Annotated in this window: 13 protein-coding genes and 1 pseudogene; 10 read left to right on the forward strand and 4 right to left on the reverse strand. The window is 43.9% G+C overall.

The window, feature by feature from the left end; all coding sequences use genetic code 11:
- Positions 1–741: RpnC/YadD family protein (locus BLS58_RS17750; protein ID WP_090400095.1), on the forward strand; the 741-nt coding region annotated here is incomplete at its 5' end.
- Between the two features lie 762 nt (positions 742–1,503).
- On the opposite strand, the gene BLS58_RS16305 is transcribed toward BLS58_RS17750, so the two are convergent.
- From BLS58_RS16305 to BLS58_RS16320, 4 genes are all read right to left on the reverse strand, one after another.
- The gene (locus BLS58_RS16305; protein WP_176764820.1) at positions 1,504–1,890 is read right to left on the reverse strand and encodes a YitT family protein; all 387 of its coding nucleotides are present in this window, start codon (positions 1,888–1,890) and stop codon (positions 1,504–1,506) included.
- A 140-nt stretch (positions 1,891–2,030) separates the two neighbouring features.
- Positions 2,031–2,762: a TetR/AcrR family transcriptional regulator gene (locus BLS58_RS16310; RefSeq protein WP_090400098.1), complete on the reverse strand. Its 732-nt coding sequence runs from the start codon at positions 2,760–2,762 to the stop codon at positions 2,031–2,033.
- Between the two features lie 13 nt (positions 2,763–2,775).
- Positions 2,776–4,272, reverse strand: a complete 1,497-nt coding sequence (locus BLS58_RS16315) for a BCCT family transporter (RefSeq protein WP_090400100.1) — start codon at positions 4,270–4,272, stop codon at positions 2,776–2,778.
- Positions 4,273–4,336: 64 nt separating this feature from the next.
- Positions 4,337–5,485 carry a M24 family metallopeptidase gene (locus BLS58_RS16320; RefSeq protein ID WP_218126271.1) on the reverse strand — a complete coding sequence of 383 codons (1,149 nt, stop codon included), beginning with the start codon at positions 5,483–5,485 and terminating at the stop codon, positions 4,337–4,339.
- Between the two features lie 891 nt (positions 5,486–6,376).
- Between BLS58_RS16320 and BLS58_RS16325 the strand changes: the two genes are divergently transcribed.
- The 9 genes and pseudogenes from BLS58_RS16325 to BLS58_RS16360 form a co-directional block, all read left to right on the forward strand.
- On the forward strand, positions 6,377–7,966 hold the full coding sequence (locus BLS58_RS16325) for a BCCT family transporter (RefSeq protein ID WP_176764821.1): 1,590 nt from the start codon (positions 6,377–6,379) through the stop codon (positions 7,964–7,966).
- A 122-nt stretch (positions 7,967–8,088) separates the two neighbouring features.
- Positions 8,089–8,610: a TetR/AcrR family transcriptional regulator gene (locus tag BLS58_RS16330; RefSeq protein WP_176764822.1), complete on the forward strand. Its 522-nt coding sequence runs from the start codon at positions 8,089–8,091 to the stop codon at positions 8,608–8,610.
- Positions 8,611–8,951: 341 nt separating this feature from the next.
- Positions 8,952–11,099 (forward strand): hydantoinase/oxoprolinase family protein, encoded by a 2,148-nt coding sequence (locus BLS58_RS16335; RefSeq protein WP_090400105.1) that lies wholly within the window; start codon positions 8,952–8,954, stop codon positions 11,097–11,099.
- A gap of 62 nt (positions 11,100–11,161) precedes the next feature.
- Positions 11,162–13,354 carry a hydantoinase B/oxoprolinase family protein gene (locus BLS58_RS16340; protein ID WP_090400107.1) on the forward strand — a complete coding sequence of 731 codons (2,193 nt, stop codon included), beginning with the start codon at positions 11,162–11,164 and terminating at the stop codon, positions 13,352–13,354.
- 13 nt (positions 13,355–13,367) lie between these two features.
- On the forward strand, positions 13,368–13,880 hold the full coding sequence (locus BLS58_RS16345) for an acetone carboxylase subunit gamma (protein WP_090400110.1): 513 nt from the start codon (positions 13,368–13,370) through the stop codon (positions 13,878–13,880).
- A gap of 160 nt (positions 13,881–14,040) precedes the next feature.
- Complete coding sequence (locus BLS58_RS16350) at positions 14,041–14,817, forward strand: SDR family NAD(P)-dependent oxidoreductase (RefSeq protein WP_281241024.1); 777 nt, start codon at positions 14,041–14,043, stop codon at positions 14,815–14,817.
- Between the two features lie 38 nt (positions 14,818–14,855).
- Positions 14,856–15,040 (forward strand): annotated as a pseudogene (locus tag BLS58_RS18460) (hypothetical protein); the annotation flags it as partial.
- Positions 15,041–15,416: 376 nt separating this feature from the next.
- The gene (locus BLS58_RS16355) at positions 15,417–16,826 is read left to right on the forward strand and encodes a purine-cytosine permease family protein (RefSeq protein ID WP_090400114.1); all 1,410 of its coding nucleotides are present in this window, start codon (positions 15,417–15,419) and stop codon (positions 16,824–16,826) included.
- Between the two features lie 105 nt (positions 16,827–16,931).
- The coding region (locus BLS58_RS16360; RefSeq protein ID WP_176764657.1) for an IS110 family transposase at positions 16,932–17,151 on the forward strand (220 nt) is incomplete at its 3' end.

Raw genomic sequence — 17,151 nt, forward strand, 5'->3', positions numbered from 1 at the left:
TTTGTGTTTTTGTTACAAGATGACACTTACCTGCACCTTGAGTTTCAAACAACCTTCAGCATAAACGATCTCAAACGGTTCAAATTGTATGATACAGCCTTATATGACAAAACAGGGCGAAATATCTATACGTATGTCATTTATGGCGCTGATATAACGAAAGCCGATGAACATCTTGACCACGGATCCATCCAATACCGTGCCAACGCTATTTATATGAAGGATTATGACGGGGATGATATTTTTCGTAGGCTGTCATATAAGGTTTACCATCAGGAAACACTGGATGATGATGAACAGTTACAATTGGTTTTTCTTCCGTTGATGCATTCCAAGAAAAAGCGCACTGAATTAGCTACAGACGTTGTGGAACTTGCCAATCAAGTGAAAGATGAAAAACAACGCTTTCAGTTAATAGGTACGACGGTAGGCATTGCGGATAAATTTCTCGAAGACTCCTATGTAGACAAAATGATGGAGGTGTTTAAGATGACCCGTATCGCCCAAAAGGTTTATGAGGATGGCATTGAAGAAGGAAGACAAGAGGGGAAAGAAGTTATTCAAGAAGCTATTCTTTCTTATCTGGAATCCCGATTTGGTCTAAGGTCGAACGACATTCAGCATAAGGTTAAAAGCATTGATGAAATAGACGTACTAAAAGCATTGATTGCAAAACTGTACAAAGCTGAATCCGAAAAACAAGTGCTACAACTGATTGATCAAGCCCTTAAAAATGATTGAAGAGTTGCTTATGAAAAAATTAACCAATATTGTCCTGTGGAGACGTCCACAGGACATTTTAATGGTGTTATCGTGACCAACCCTTACATATCCATTCAAGGAAAATTCCGCTAGGCAAGTGAAGACAGGCATATGGTAAATGAAAGGGGATGCAAATTGACGGCAAGTTCGTCCCCTGTAACTACTAAGGATAAACATCGACAAACTAAATTTACGTGGGAACATTTTGGGAACAAAAGGCGTGTAAAAGGTGTAACATCCATAATTAACCATATAAGCTGAAACACTGATTTTATGCAGGTTTCAGCTTATTTTTACAAATATAATTTTAGGCCTAAATCAACTCCCGCCAGCTACACCACTTTATTTTTGACCAAGTGTAATTAGGCTAATTATAAGTAAGGAATCAGTCACTTATAGGGTGCAACATTCGGTTGTATTTATACACTTGAGTTTCTAAGCTTAATAAGTCAATAAAAAACCTGTACGATGGAAAATGTGTGATGAACTATTGCGAATAGGTCATCATAGCCATAGCGGAGTCGTGAAAGGTGTGAAATAATACATGAATCAGACTCCCTCTTATTTTTTCTCATTTTGTGCCCCACGGCATGGATACAGTATAGAGTGCTAGCACGCATTTGCTCGGTTTGCTTTGCTTGATATTTGGAAAAGAGTTGCATAGGTAAGAAAGGGGATATTGTCCATAATTTGACTAAAATATATCAGATGCTAACGTCATTATTCATGATCTTTTGGCTCCTATTTATCCTCCTCATAATCATCGAATTTGGCTGATAATCCAATGGTATGTTCGATCACTGGTGTGGCGAAGAATGTTCCACCAAATACGTCTTTGACATTGTGAACAACGACGAACGCTTCCGGATCCATTTCCGTAATCAATCTCTTTAAGTATAAAATTCTTTGTGAACGCAGAACCACGTACACCACTTTTTTATCTTCTTCCCTGTATCCGCCATATCCTTCAAACACCGTGGCGCTCGATCCCATTTCTTCGATGATTTTCTTTTGAATCTCTATGCTTCTAAGGGAAATAATGTTAACGGCTTTCTTGGCATCAAATCCACTTAATACATAATCACTCGCTACTTTCCCGATAAATAGAGCAATGACAGTGTACATCACATTTTTGACGCCCCCTTTTGTCAACTTTTTAGAAATAGCTATGGGATGGAGTAATTCCATCCCATTATCAAATCAAACATCAATCGACCGTCCACTGGATGAGGAACAGCTTACAAATTAACGTGTATTCACCAAGACGTTTAATGAGACTCATCAAATAGGGGTTTAGAATATCTATGATCGAAATGAAAGACCAGATTTACATCCTTTTGTTTTTCTGCCGGAACAACCGTCATAACTGATTTGTGGATAAGATGAAGCGTTTGCTGCATCGCTTCTGGTGATGAGTACCTCCTACGTTGATTTAATACATTTGTCATCATCCCCTTCCAAATTAAAAGAGTGACTTCTGAAATATAACTCACATCCTCTTGGTTAAGCATGCCTTCATCTACCGCTTGCTGGACATATAGCGAGCTCCGTATTGAGAGTGTATGCTCCAATATAATGGATTGAAGATGCTCAGGTAATCTTACGAGATCATTTCTATATATATTGTAGTAATGATTGAGCAAGTTTTCGGGAACAGAACCTAAATGGTTAATAAAAATACTTGCATAGATCTGTGGATGTTTAAACGATTCTTTGCAAAAGCATTCCCAACCATACAACCATTTTTCTAGCGTATTTCTTCCTTGATCCATATACAACGGCAATTGTTCAAGATACGGCTTTGTGTAACGCATAGAAGCAAAAAATATCACATGGGAGAGCTCTTGAAAATAATTATAGATCGTGGAAGTCGTAAATCCGGCTCTCTCAGCAACTTTTCGAGCCGTGATGTGTTCAATGCCTACGTTTTCTATCAAGTCGGCCGCCGCATTAATAAAATAATGCCACATGCGTTCTCTCTGGATGTCTTTACGCGACATGATCTTTTCTCCTTTACTTTTCATCTTGATGCAGCCAACGATAAAGAGAGACAGCTAACAGCACATACATGATTAATACCGGAACAGAGACAAGTACGGCAGATGATTGGACCACTTCCAATCCCCCCACGAGCGTTAAGCTAAGGGCCATTGTAGCTAAGATAAGTCCCCATAATAGACGATTCCAGCGTGCCGGTTGCTCGCTACCTCCTAATTTCTCCGTCGTAATCCCTGCGAGCACGTAAGCAGCAGAATCAATGGACGTTGACAAGTAAATAAAGCCAAGAAGCGCGAAGAAAATGAGAAACAGTGAGGCCAAAGGCAAAGAACTTAACACTTCTACAATAACAGCCTGTTCACTTTCCTGAACAATTTCCGAGAAATTAAGTTGCCCTGTAAGCTCTAAATTCATACCATAGCCGCCGAAGACTCCGAAATAAAGCCAACTTCCAAATGAACCAAATAATATAACGGTACTTAAAAGATCACGGATGGTACGGCCTTTGGAAATACGCGCCACAAATAGACCAATAAAAGGAGCCGTCGCCGCAAACCATGCAAAGTAGAAGACGGTCCATTCTTGTGGAAATCCACTTTGGCTAATGGGATCGGTATGCAGGCTCATACGCATAAAATTGTCGAACATTAAACCTAAGCTATTGGTAAAATAGGATAGAAGAAACATTGTCGGACCGACAATGATCACAAATAGAGCCAATCCAAGAGCCATGTATACATTCCAATCACTCAATCGTCGAATGCCTTTGTATAAGCCAATATAAGCACTTAAACTAAAAATGGCCGTAAAGACTAGAAGGACTAATACATTCATCAGCATCGTCGGTTCTACCCCAATGATCTCTGAAACAACATTAGATACCATAGGTACGCCAATACCTAATGACGTTCCCAGACCGCCGACAAGGCTCCATATGACAAGAATATCAATCCCTTTTCCGAGTAAACCATCGGCATGCTTGCCTAGAACGCCTCGGCACGCCGTGCTGATCCTTAAAGAACGCTCTTTTCGGACATAAATGCTATAGGCAATGACGAGTGCCGGGAGTGCGTATAACGCCCACGCCGATAACCCCCAATGGAATAACCCATAAGTAACCGCATAATCAGCAGCTTCTGCTGATTCAGGTTCTATCCCGAATGGTGGCCCCGTGTAATAGTAAAGGGGTTCAACAATGGACCAAAACATAATGCTTGTTCCCATACTGGCCGTAAAAAGCATACCGGCCCAACTAAATCGGGAAAATTCAGGTTTATCTTCGGGATCCCCCAATTTCACTTTTCCAAAACGCCCGACTATCAGCCATATAAAAAAGATAAACAAACCTATTGTTAAAAATTCAAACGCCCAGTCCAAATTAGTCGTAACCGTTGCAAGCATCCCTTCAATCGCAGGTTCCGCTGTTTCCCGGAATCCAATAAGCAAGCCAATGACTATTAATACAACAAGTATTGATGGATAAAAGATGGTTTTATCAATTTTCCCAGCCATGTTTAAAATCAATCTCCTTTAAAATGGTAATGCCCCTCCACTTTCATGGAGGGTCACTGTGTCCTTAAAACATCAGATTTTCCATTTCTCGAGGATAGGACGTTATACTTCGACATCCATCTTTTGTGACAATGACTGTATCAGAATGACGGAAGCCACCAACGCCCGGTACATAAATGCCCGGCTCGATCGTATAAACCATGCCTTCTTCTAAAACGAGATCGTTGTCAAAACGAAGATAAGGTTCTTCGTGCTCCGACAAACCGAGGCCATGTCCAATGCGATGCTGAACATATTCCCCATAACCTTCTTGATCAAAGACTTCGAAGGAAGCCATATCCACATCTTTGGCCTTGACGCCTGGCTTGACCATATCAAAACCTGCTTGTTGAGCATCCACGGCAAGTTGGAAGCATTTTTTCTGCTCTTCAGTTGGTTCTCCCATGAAAAACGTCCGTTCATTTTCGGCGCGATATCCATTGATCCATACTTGCCGACTATGAATAATCACGTCATTCTTTTCGTATTTACGTGTACTGGAATGAAGATGAGGCATCGCGCTACGCTCGACCCCGGAACACGTCCAGTTTTCATAGCCGACAATTAATCCTGGAAACTCTAATGAAGCCATTTCCAATAACTTCTTATCGCCAAAAGAATCAAATTCCAGCTCACTCATCCCAACTTTTACATTTGCAAAAGACGCTTCTAACGCTGCATCCGACAAACGCCCTGCTTGTTCAAGCCAATAAATTTCCTCTTGATCTTTCACACTTCGCAATTCAATGAGATCTTCTCCAATATCTTTTATTTGAACCCCTTGCTCCAGCAATATTTCGTACATCGATGCAGGAAGCACGTCCAATTCAACACCCACAACAACATCTTTAGGCCAGTCATTTATAATATTGTACAAAGGCTCTTTATAATCTGTATCCAAGTGACTGTTTTGTACTTTTTCATGGTAAATATAAAACTCATCAACGTTTGCCTTTTCCTTCGCGTGATCCTCCTCTAAAGCCGGGATAATGTATTGGGCCTTTCTTTGTTCAATGAGCAGCACAATGGGCCTGGAATAAGAAATCGCTTGAAAGTTGCTCAAATAATATTGGTTATCAGGGTCCCATAACAACGTATAATCGATGCCTCTGTCATCCATGCGGGATCGAAACCTTGACGTACGCTTTTCTACCATTTCTTTATTTATAGACATGCTATACCTCCATATATATCCAAAATATGAACATGTTCTTCAAATGAGCAAATTCATATTACCACATTATAAAATTTAAACAAGGGGGTAATAGGAATTCTATGATCAAATTGTTTATCAGTCACAAAAAGCGAAGAGCTGTTAAAGAAAAAAGGAAAACCATTTCAGGAACATCAGAGATCCATTGGGAATCGAAGAATTTAGATTGGAAGAGAATGACTGATAATAGTAGTATCATTTATCTTTGAGGATAGCCCCACCAAGTTCAAACTAGTAAGTATCACTGCGAAAGAAAGAGATACGAATTGTACAAGTGTCCTGAAAACAAATAATGTTTAAATGCCGGCGAAATGTGGTTTGCATTTTTCGACATAATCCACTAATATGACATCCGTCTGGACGGTATGCTAAAGAGACCCATTGAGACCAAGCTGGCCCATGAAGCAAAGCGCTTGAAATAAGACCCTAGAAAATAGAAAAGTAAGACTTTGTTCACAAAGACTCTAAACAAAATCCACAAGGAACATTACGGTTTCAACACATGTCAAGTTCAAAACGTGGCCCAAACAATAAAATAGGTGAACACAAACGACGCGGACGCCCAAAAATAGTTGCAGCGCCACCGCCTACCGTTACCCCCGTGGTATCAAGTTGCCATTCAAATCAGTTTTCTATTGACGAAAATAAAACAACTGCAGGAGCAAGTATCAACATTCATTTTAATCACGAATGTACAAATGCACGTTCTCTGATGTCGATATGCTCAAGTTGTGGGGGACTAATTCCGAAACAAAACGGTCAAATCCATGCCAGTAATCTGAGTTATTTTAATAGAGATGAAGTTATTTAAAATCACTTTTTTAAAATTATTTTATAAGAGGAGCTGATAACGTGAGAAACTTGAACTTAGATCACAAAATAATCTGGCCTGTTTTAGTAATTTTACTACTTGCATTAATACCTGTTGGAATAAATCCTTCGGCTGCCGAAAATGTTGTAGGAACAACATTAGATTTCATCACTAGTAATTTTGGGTGGCTTTATCTATTATTTCCTTTTGCGATACTTGTTTTTTTTATTTGGTTGATTTTCGGTCGGCTGGGTCGAATTAAATTAGGAAACCCCGACGATAAACCAGAGTTTTCAACTTTCAGTTGGTTTGCAATGATTTTTACTACTGGGATAGGCGCGGAAATTATGTATGAATCTGTTATGGAGCCATTTTATTTTTTTAATGAACCCCCTTTTGGAATAGAACCAGAATCAATAAGTGCAGCAGAGTGGGCTATTCCTTATGGTTTTTTTCACTGGGGTATTCTCGCATGGGCTATTTATGCTCTTCCCAGCATACCTATAGCATACGCTCTTTATGTGAAAAAAATACCACAATTAAAACTTAGTGCTGTGTGCAGACCTGTACTAGGAAAACATTCTGATGGTTTAGCTGGTAAAATCATCGATATTATAACGATGATTGGTTTGATCGGGGTGGTAGGAACAAGTATAGGTTTGGTAGCCCCCATGGTGGCACGATTTATAGGCGAATTGTTTAATATACCTGTCACATTTGGATTATTAGTCATTGTTATTGCTCTATGGGTGATTGTATTTGGTACAAGTGTGTATGTTGGTCTTAATAAGGGGATTAAAAGACTCTCTAATTTTAATATGATTATCGTCATAGTAATAACTGCTGTCGTATTTATTGTAGGGCCAACTATCTTTATGTTAAATAATTCTATACAAGCTTTAGGGACAATGTTAAATGATTTTTTTAGAATGGGTCTGAATTTAGACACCATTCGGAATGAAGGATTTCCTCAAACATGGACTGTTTTCTATTGGGCGTGGTGGATTGGTTATGCATCATTAATAGGTTTATTTACTGCCAGGGTTTCTAAAGGTCGGACGATAAGACAGTTGATCTTAACCCAATGCCTTGTAGGTCCAGTGGGAACTTGGATTTTTTTTAGCGTCTATGGAAACTACGGATTAAACCTTGAGTTATCCAACTTAGTTCCAGTAAATTCAATAATGGTTACTGAAGGAGAAACAGATGCTGTAGTGGCAGTGATGAATACATTACCTTTGAGTGCCATCATAATAGTACTACTCATTATAGTCTATATAGTATTCTCCGCAACAACCTTTGATGCCGCATCTTTTATTTTAGCCTCCATCTCCAGTAAGGAATTGGATCATACGGGTCAACCGGCCCGTATCCACAGGTTGTCTTGGGCAATTATCCTTGGAATAGTAGGTATATTCATAATGTATATAGGTGGGCTCGAGGCCGTTCAATTATCTTCCGTCATTGTAGGGGTTCCTATGATTTTGGTGTTTGTTTTGTTGACTATTTCTTTTATTAAATCTGTTAAAGAAGATTTTGGTGAAGACAAATCGCCATATTCCAAAGGAAAAAAGATAGCTGATCAAGAAGAGGATCATTTTATTGAAAAGGGGCGCAATATAAATAACTAAGGAGAGTGGGAGTAGATACTTTAACTCCTATAAATTCAAACATCCTTGTTGTCATTTATTGACAACAAACCGGAAAGCCGGTTACGTTTATATGTAAAATACATGGGAGGTCTTAGCACATTTTGAAAAAATTAGATGATGAGTTACTTGATGCAACCCAGCGTGTTATCAACTCAAGAGGGGTCGCATACTTGACAATAGAAAATGTCGCAAAAGAAGCAGGTGTCAGTAAAGGTGGTTTACTTTATCACTTTCCGAGTAAAAACGCGTTAATTCAAGGAGTCATTAAAGAAGTGTTAGAGCGTTATGCGGAAGGAATGGAAAATATTAATGAGAAAGATGTTGAAAAAGGGCATTTTATAAGATCCTATGCTGAAGCATCACTTAATAATCCACAGCAACTCAAAGCAGGCTTATTAGCGGCAATTGCAACAGACCAAGAACTATTAAAACCCGTACAAGAATTCCATGAAGAATGGCAAGAAAAAATTGAAGATGATGGGTTGGATCCAATTTTAGCAACTATTTATAGACTTATCATTGATGGTTTGTGGTTCAATGATATATTCGATCTAGCTCCGCCAAAAGGAGAGCTAAGAAGGGATGTACTGGATAGATTCGATAGGCTAACACGAGAAAAATAATATGTTTTTGCACCGTTTAGTGTATTTCCCCAGGTATTAAATTATGCTATGAACGCTGATGGTGTTTTGTGAGAGCTTTATCCAAGGGGGGGAGAGGGCTATCCCCTCCGGTAAAATCCGTAATACCTGTGCCCGGGCGCATTTAATATTCGAAATCACGTTTTATATAAAGTCTTTTCTATAACTTTGTATTGACAACTGACCGTATGGACGGTTAGTGTATTGGCAAGAGAGGTGATTGCGTGATAAGAAAATGGATAATAAGTTATTTGAATATCTATAAGAAAGTAAAGTGACAGGCTACATCGATACTTAAACTACAAAAAAGGAAGAGGTGCGCTATGGAACAGTCAACACCACTCGTACTCGGCATCGATGCCGGTGGGACGATGACTGACACAATTCTCGTGGACAAACAGGGCAACTTCGCTGTCGGTAAGGCGCCGACCACGCCCGGCCACGAAGCGGAAGGGTTTATGGAATCTGCTCGAGATGCTACTGACCTCTGGAACCTGGATACCAACAAAACCTTTGAAGAGTTGGAGGTCATCTTATATTCAGGTACGGGCATGCTGAATACGTTGCTTTCCAGGACCGGCAAACGCCTTGGGTTGATCGTCACACGAGGTATGGAAGACGCCGTACTCATGGGAAGAGGGTTGCAGTCATGGTCGGGGTATTCGTACCCAGACCGCTTGCATGCGGTCACCCACGCTCATCCCGACCCCCTTGTACCCCGCAGCCGGGTGCGCGGTGTGACCGAGCGTGTCGATCAGTTCGGTCAGGTGGTCATTCCTGCTTATGAGCATGAGGCTGTCAACGGTGTGAAAGAGCTATTGAATCAGGACATTGAGGCATTGTGCATCTGCTGTATGTATTCCCACGTCAACCCCGAACACGAATGGCAAATTGGCGAAGCGGCCCGGCGGGTACTGGCGGAAAATGATGTCGACGTACCGATCTACTTTAGTCATCAGCTTCGTCCGATCATCCGAGAGCAGTCCCGGTTAAACAGCACGCTCATTGAGGCATACGCAACGGCCCAGGGCCGTGATCAGCTTCTAGGGGTCGAAGCCGCCGCTAAACAACATGGTTTTCCACACAGTATGCAAACGATGCTCTCATACGGGGGGCTCGCCAACGTGCGTTATCCCCGTCTTCACGAGACGATGATATCAGGACCGGTCGGGGGCCTTTTGGGCGCCAAACATGTTGGCGAGTTGGTTGGTACGGACTCGGTCATCGTCAGCGATATGGGGGGGACGAGTTTTGACATCGGTGCCGTTACCCGCGGCAAAATCCCTATTGATGATGAGCCGACTTTGGCCCGGTTTAAGCTAAATCTACCGACATTAGCAATGGATACCATCGGCGCCGGCGGCGGGACCATCGTCAAGGTGGATCCATACACTCACAAGGTCAGTCTAGGACCTGAAAGCGCTGGCTCTGTCCCGGGTCCGGTGGCCATGGATATGGGAGGCACGGAACCAACGATTGCTGACTGTGATGCGGTCATGGGTCGCTTGAACCCGGACAATTTCCTCGGTGGTAAGGTCCAACTCAATATTGAGAAGGCAAAGCAGGTCCTGCAGGAAAAGGTTGCCGATCCCTTGGGGGTCGATGTGTACGAAGCAGCTGAAGGGATGGTGAATTTGCTAGAAATGGAAGCTAGGTCTTCCATTGAATCCATCATTTCCACTCAAGGTGTTGATCCAAGTGAGTACCACTTGATGTCTTACGGTGGATCTGGTCCGCTTCATATGGCCGAGTACAGCCGCGGCCTAGGTTTTAGCGGTGTTATGACATTTCCGTTTGCGGCGGCCTTTTCAGCCTTTGGATGCACAACCGCTGATTATTTGCACCGGCACAGCCAATCCGTCCATATTATGATTGGCCCCGAGACGTCGGAGCAGGACCGAGGCGAGGTTCGCTGGCAGATTAATAAGATTTGGGACGACCTCGACGCCCACGCCCGTTCTGAATTGGTCGCTGAAGGCCATGATTCGGAGGCGGTCACCTGTGAGCCTTTCGCCATGATGCGTTACACCGGCCAATTGGAAGATGTTGAAGTGACAGCACCGGCGACGAAACTGGAGTCAGATGACGACTTAGATCGGCTCACACAGGCTTTTGAAACCCTGTACGAAACGATCAACCGCAGTGCGTCCAGCTACGGGGAAGCCGAAGCTGGCTTCACAATTATGGAGCTTGGCTTAAGCGCTCGCGTGGAAAAAGTGAAGCCGGAGCTGACTCGCCGTCCCTTGGGTGCCGCGGAACCCAAACCCAAGGCCAACAAAGGGACGCGGGCCATGTATTACAATCGTGACTGGCATGAGGCGCAGCTTTGGGAAATGGACATGCTGGAGCCAGGCAACGTGCTTGAGGGTCCAGCCATTGTGGAGCACCCAGCTACGACCTTGGTCATTCCATCGGGGGACCGGGTCCGGCTAGATGAATGGACCATTCTGCACTACGAACATGGCGACTAAGCGAAAAGAACAGTAGGTTACTTGCTGTAGAACGCGGTTCAACCTGAAAAAGGAGGATCCTTATGACTGACGCATCAGAAAACGAAACCATGACAATCAAGGAGCAGTTGCTCGAGTACGATCGTAGATTTCGAGAAACGGGCTGTTATGCCGGCATCACGGAATTAAAATACCGTGAGGACGATCCTCTGCGCTACGAAAGCCTACACACAAAGCTTCGTTCAATGACGATCTCCGCCCGGGAGATGGCCCGTAGCATTTCGGCTTCACCTGGCGTACGAGAGGTGGGGGAAATGGTCGTAGCCTTGTATACGCCCGAAGGTGACGCGATCAGCCTTTCCACCGGCATTATGGTTCACGTACACACGATGAGCCGGTTTATCAAATGGATGATTCAAAATGGTTACGAGGAGTCGCCCGGCATTTGCCCCGGTGACATTTTCGCCAATAATGACGCCTTCATCGGTACGGTGCAAGTACCGGACGTGATGGTCGTCGTACCGATTTTCCATGATGACGAGCTTGTCGGTTGGGCAGGGACGGTCGCACACGAATTGGAGGTTGGCGGCATCACGCCGGGTGGTGACGTATACTTGGCACAAGAACGCTTCACCGAGGGCTTGTTCGTTACCGCCGAAAAAGTAGGCTTTAATGACGAGCTGCGCCGGGACTATCTGATTCGGTTGGAGCGAAACCTTCGCATGCCCATCTATTGGATGTTCGACGACAAAGCGAAAGTCGCAGCTAACCTGGAATTACGGGATCAGGTGAAAGAGCTTATCGATGACGTAGGTTTAGACTACTACAAACGGGCGACCCGGGAATTCATCGAAGAAGGTCGCCGCGCGCAACTTTCGCGGGTGAAACAGCTCATGGTGCCTGGTCGCTATCGAGGACACACATTTTATGGCCATCTCACCGAAGGCAAGCCAGGCATATTGCCGCTAAGTGATGGGAATCTCCTGTATTCCATCCCCCTCGAACTGGAGGTACGCGGTGACGGCCAAATGCACTTGGACTTCGATGGCACTGGTTCTTGGGGCTATCACTCGATGAATTGTACACCGGCAGGCATGGACGGCGGCTTGTTTGTCACCCTCACCCAGTCTATGAATTATGAAGGCAAGGTGAACGATGGAGCGTGGTTGGCCACCGATATGAATTTACCGTCAGGGACCTGGACTAATCCAGATCGTCACACCGTGGCGACGGCTACGTCCTGGGCACTTTTGCTACCGGCCTTCGGAATTTTTCAGCGGTTGCTAAGCCGTGGTTTTGTAAGCCGGGGTTTCAAAGAAGAGGCATTTGTCGGTCAGGTCAACAGCCCGATGGTTGAAATGGGTGGTCAAAGCCAGTACGGCGATCAGTTCGGGATGGCTTTGTTTGAGTGTTCGGCAGCCGGAAGTGGTGCTTTAGGTATTAAAGATGGCATTGATACCGGGTATGTGGGTTGGAATCCCGAATCCGACATGGGCAATATGGAAGTGTGGGAACAAGGTATACCGATGCTCTATTTGGGCCGCAGCATCACGGCCGATTCGGGAGGTCCTGGTCGCCACCGTGGCGGTACGTCCTTCACTTCGACGTGGCTTGTGCACAACACAGACGAATTGACGATAGCCACATCCGAGCATTCCAGTCGTGTGTTTGACAACGCCGGCATGTGCGGTGGTTACCCGGCACCGACGGCTCACAGGCACTTTACCGTGCGCGACAGTAACATCCAGCAGATGGTCGAGGAACGGAAACCTTTGCCCCACGAGTTGGGGAGCGATCCGCACATGAGTGACATGGAGCGATTGGTCGAGGGTGATAAAAATGTGATTGAAGGTCCGCATATCGATAAACCGTTGCAGTCAGGCGATCTGTTTGCCCACTCATACAACGGTGGTGGTGGCTACGGCGATCCCATCGAACGTGATCCGTTGGATATCGCCCGGGATGTAGAAAATGGCTATGTGACGGCGGAAATTGCCGAAAGGACCCATGCTGTCGTGCTTGATCATGATGAGGAGCGCGATACATGGCGTGTCGACGAAGAAGCAACCGTAGCCCGGCGGAAGGAAATCAGGGGATCCCGGTTGAGTAAGGCCGTTCCGGTCGAGGATTGGATCGAATCCGAGCGCGATCGGGTATTGGAAAGGGACTTCGTTGACGAGGTCCGCAAGATGTATCAGGATACCATGGGCATTTCCAGCCGTTTTGCCGAGGAATTCCGGGAGTTCTGGCGACTGCCCGAAGACTTTGCAATGTGAGGAGCGATGAACGATGGCAAGCTATAATCATGACACCATTCGTGACTTAATTGACGGTCGACTGCCCTGGCAGTCGACGCGATCGATTATGAGCCAGTATAAAGACGATGATCGGTTTTTCAAGTACATCGATATTCTTCAGGAACGAGTAACATTTAACGATCCGATCTTGTTGCCGATCGGTGAACACTTGTATATCGTTGCTAAGCAGGGTGAGCCACAAGGTGAGCGGGTTGTCAAATGCGGCTGCAGTTATGAGTTTGGTCACTACACTCGCAACTGGAAGCTGAAGGCGATGATCAATGTCCGGGATGACGAAGAAGAGATTGCCGAAATCTATCCCGGGCGTCATAGTTATGATCCGGACTGGATGGAAATTCGTGAGTTTATTTGCCCGGGATGTGCCACGCTGTTGGAAGTGGAGGCGGCGGCGCCGGGATACCCAATTGTTTTTGACTTCCTGCCGGACTTAGAGACCTTTTATCGCGATTGGCTCGGTCGAGAGCTGCCAAAGGAATCAAAATGACAGCTAACATCGATACAGTATGAGCAATAATGTGTGGGGCTAAAATTCTCGGTATGGGAATAAATTTGGACGATTTGCAAGTAAATCATCAATAGTTATAAGCAATCTCGGACCCAACGTCGGGGCTCAAAATTTTGAGGAATGATGGGAGGCAATCGCTATCAATTTACGTAATCAGACTGCCCTAATCACCGGATCGGGTAGTGGCATTGGTAACGCTGTCGCTGTTACCCTGGCTAAAGCTGGCGCTCGAGTAGCGATCAACGACATCAACTCGGAGGCTGCCGATGCCGCAGCTGCTTCGCTACGTCAGGCGGGCATGGAAGCGCTCGCCGCACCCGCGGACATTACCGACCCCCAGGACGTGTCCGCTTTGGTGGATAAAGTTGAGGACGCGTGGGGGCAGATTGATATACTTGTCAATAATGCTGGCATTTGTCCTGCCGGACCGCTCGTGGAATGCACACCGGAGGAATGGGATCAGGTGTTTTCTGTTAACGCCCGGGGGGTTTACCTTTGCACTCGCGCGGTCTTACCGGCGATGCAGGAGCGTAAACAAGGAGCGATCATCAGTATCGCGTCCAACGCCGGGAAAACGGGTGAGCCATTTCTCGTGCCTTATTCTGCATCTAAATTCGCTGTCGTCGGATTTACGCAGGCGTTAGCCCGAGAAGTAGCGCCTCACAAAATTCGTGTAAACTGTGTTTGTCCGGCGATGGCTGAAACCAACATGATGAAGGACCTTGCTCATCTCTATACCCGCTGGCGAGGGGGTTCGTCGGAGGAGCAAGAAAAATCATTCCATGAAGAGATTCCCTGGGGTCGCATGACCCATCCGGAGGATGTGGCAAACGCTGTGTTGTTTCTCGCGTCCTCCCAATCCGAATTTTTCACCGGCCAAGCGCTCAACGTTTCCGGAGGATTAGAAATGCATTGATGATCGAGGAAGGAAACAAGGATGGTCATTAGGCCTGCACAAACTGGTTGTTGCGCCCTCTCTGTTTTCCGAAAGAACAGAAAAGCATGCAGGTCAGACTAATGCGAACCCGAGTGATTAAGGTTTCAAGCAATTTAGTCACTCGGGTTGTTACCTTAATTATAAGTTATCATCCATTTTTGTCTCGCGTACAAGAGTTAAACCCAGAGTGAAATTGAAATAGTCAACGATCATCAAATTAAAAAAAGATGTCGCGAACGCGGTTGACCAATTTAGAACCCATAATGTTATAAACATTTCTCTTTGGTACATTCAAACGTGAAATGTTTAGTCAATATTTGTAAGACCTTTCCTGCACTTGTTCTTGTGTCCATGTATTTTTCCCCTCGGTCTAAAATATTTATCGAACATGCGAAATGCGATCTGGATATCTCTATGATCTATAGAAAATCTTTTTACTTAGTTCAGATTCTTAGAACCATCTTTTAGGGATGAATAACACCTCATCATACCAATTTCTTATAAAGCAATTCTATATCATATTGTCTCTACTAGATGTGTAATTTATATCAATAAATTTCATTATCAGGGAGGATTTTATGAATACAAATCAGGTAAATAATGAAGTATTTTATGGCACAGTTCCTGTCTTGCATAATGAGAGGGTTTATAGTTTCAAGGATATTTTATTTGTTACAGGAACATGGTCCATAGCTACATGGGTTTATGTTCAGGGGGGAAATAATGCTTCTCTACTTGGAATGAGAGAAGCCCTAACCTCTACGTTATTTGGAATGACCATAGCCGGGTTCATTTTGTTTCTGGCTGTTATAATCACAACACGATATGGGATAGATATTTGGGTGTATCAAAGGGCTCTGTTTGGTTATGTGGGTGTAATATTTCTATCTGTACTAGCCATTGGCATCAGTATGGGAATGTTGGTTACGAATGCTGCGATATATGGAAACTCCCTGTTATTTCTTTCAGAATCCGCTGGAATTACTTTAGATAACTCATGGCTTCCATGGATCAGTTCGACCTGTATTCTTTTGGGGGGATGGATTGCCTTTAAGGGTCCTATAGTAGTGAAATATATGTCCCGGATAATGGTGCCTCTCTTCTTACTGGTAGGAGCTATCATTGTTTACACCGTATTTAGTCAATTTTCACTTTCTGAGCTAGCATCAGTAGAGCCAGCGGAACCAAATGCATATGGTAGTGATCTTGCAAACTATATGATGGTGATGGAATGGAATTTTGCCTTTGTCTTTGCATGGTTTGTTGCACTTGGTGTTTATGCGCGACTTGTAAAAAATGAACGATCAAGCTACTGGGGACACCTTGGCGGTTTTTCAGTTCTTATGGCCATTTTTGTTTGCATTGGTAGTTTGACAGCATTGGCAATGATTTCTGTGACTGGCAGGACAAGCATTGATCCAACAGAATGGCTGGTTGAGTTAGGTGGACCAGTACTAGGATCCCTTTCCTTAATTATGATTGTATTAGCGAACATCACAACTCACGCTGTTACGATATATAGTTTCTCAGTAAGCACAAAAATAGTTAATCCAAGGTGGAGTTATACGAAGGTTTTGGTTTTTTGGAGTATATTCTGTATTGCTTTAGTTTTCTGGGGAGGTATATTGGATTACTACGACGTGCTTTTATCGTTATTTGGAGCTATTTGTGGGCCGATAATTGCTCTTGTATTGGTTGACTTTTATATAATAAGAAAAAGAAAAGTGTCTCTCAATTCTCTTTTTCAAATAAATGGAGACAAAGCTTATAAATACACTGGTGGGTTCAATATATTGGCTATCATTTCACTCGTTATTGGTATCCTCAGTTATTTATACGTTTACAATCCTATTACCGCAACCATTAATAATGACATTTTTCTATATACAACGGCTACTGGATTATCAATGATCGTAAGTGGAGGTGTTTACTACCTATTTAGTTTATTTAAACCATTCAATTTATATTTAAGAAAGCATTCCTGTTAGGTGAAATTTTGGGCTTTGAACACAAAAGAGCCTCCTTGGTATAGTGCGGAGTAGACGATGAATGATCATCGAATCTCGAATTTAGGGAACCAAGGAGGACTCATCATGAATTATACACAAAATGAAAAGCTCGCTCAAATCACCCCGGAAACACTTATCATTGGCGTCGACATTGCTAAGAACAAACATGTTGCTCGTGCCATTGATGATCGCGGTTTCGAGTTTGGGAAACGCATCAATTTCACCAACGACCTTGAAGGTTTTGAGACGTTTCTAAGATGGGCTGAAGACCATCAGGCTAACAATCAAAAAACGCACATGGTGG

The sequence above is a fragment of the Natribacillus halophilus genome (genome assembly GCF_900100185.1).
GTDB classification, from domain to species: Bacteria; Bacillota; Bacilli; order Bacillales; family Marinococcaceae; genus Natribacillus; species Natribacillus halophilus.

Coding starts and splice junctions, on each gene's coding strand:
- BLS58_RS16355 (WP_090400114.1), top strand. CDS start 15,417: ATGAATACAAATCAGGTAAATAATGAAGTATTTTATGGCACAGTTCCT.
- BLS58_RS16310 (WP_090400098.1), bottom strand. CDS start 2,762: ATGTCGCGTAAAGACATCCAGAGAGAACGCATGTGGCATTATTTTATT.
- BLS58_RS16315 (WP_090400100.1), bottom strand. CDS start 4,272: ATGGCTGGGAAAATTGATAAAACCATCTTTTATCCATCAATACTTGTT.
- BLS58_RS16320 (WP_218126271.1), bottom strand. CDS start 5,485: ATGTCTATAAATAAAGAAATGGTAGAAAAGCGTACGTCAAGGTTTCGA.
- BLS58_RS16335 (WP_090400105.1), top strand. CDS start 8,952: ATGGAACAGTCAACACCACTCGTACTCGGCATCGATGCCGGTGGGACG.
- BLS58_RS16340 (WP_090400107.1), top strand. CDS start 11,162: ATGACTGACGCATCAGAAAACGAAACCATGACAATCAAGGAGCAGTTG.
- BLS58_RS16345 (WP_090400110.1), top strand. CDS start 13,368: ATGGCAAGCTATAATCATGACACCATTCGTGACTTAATTGACGGTCGA.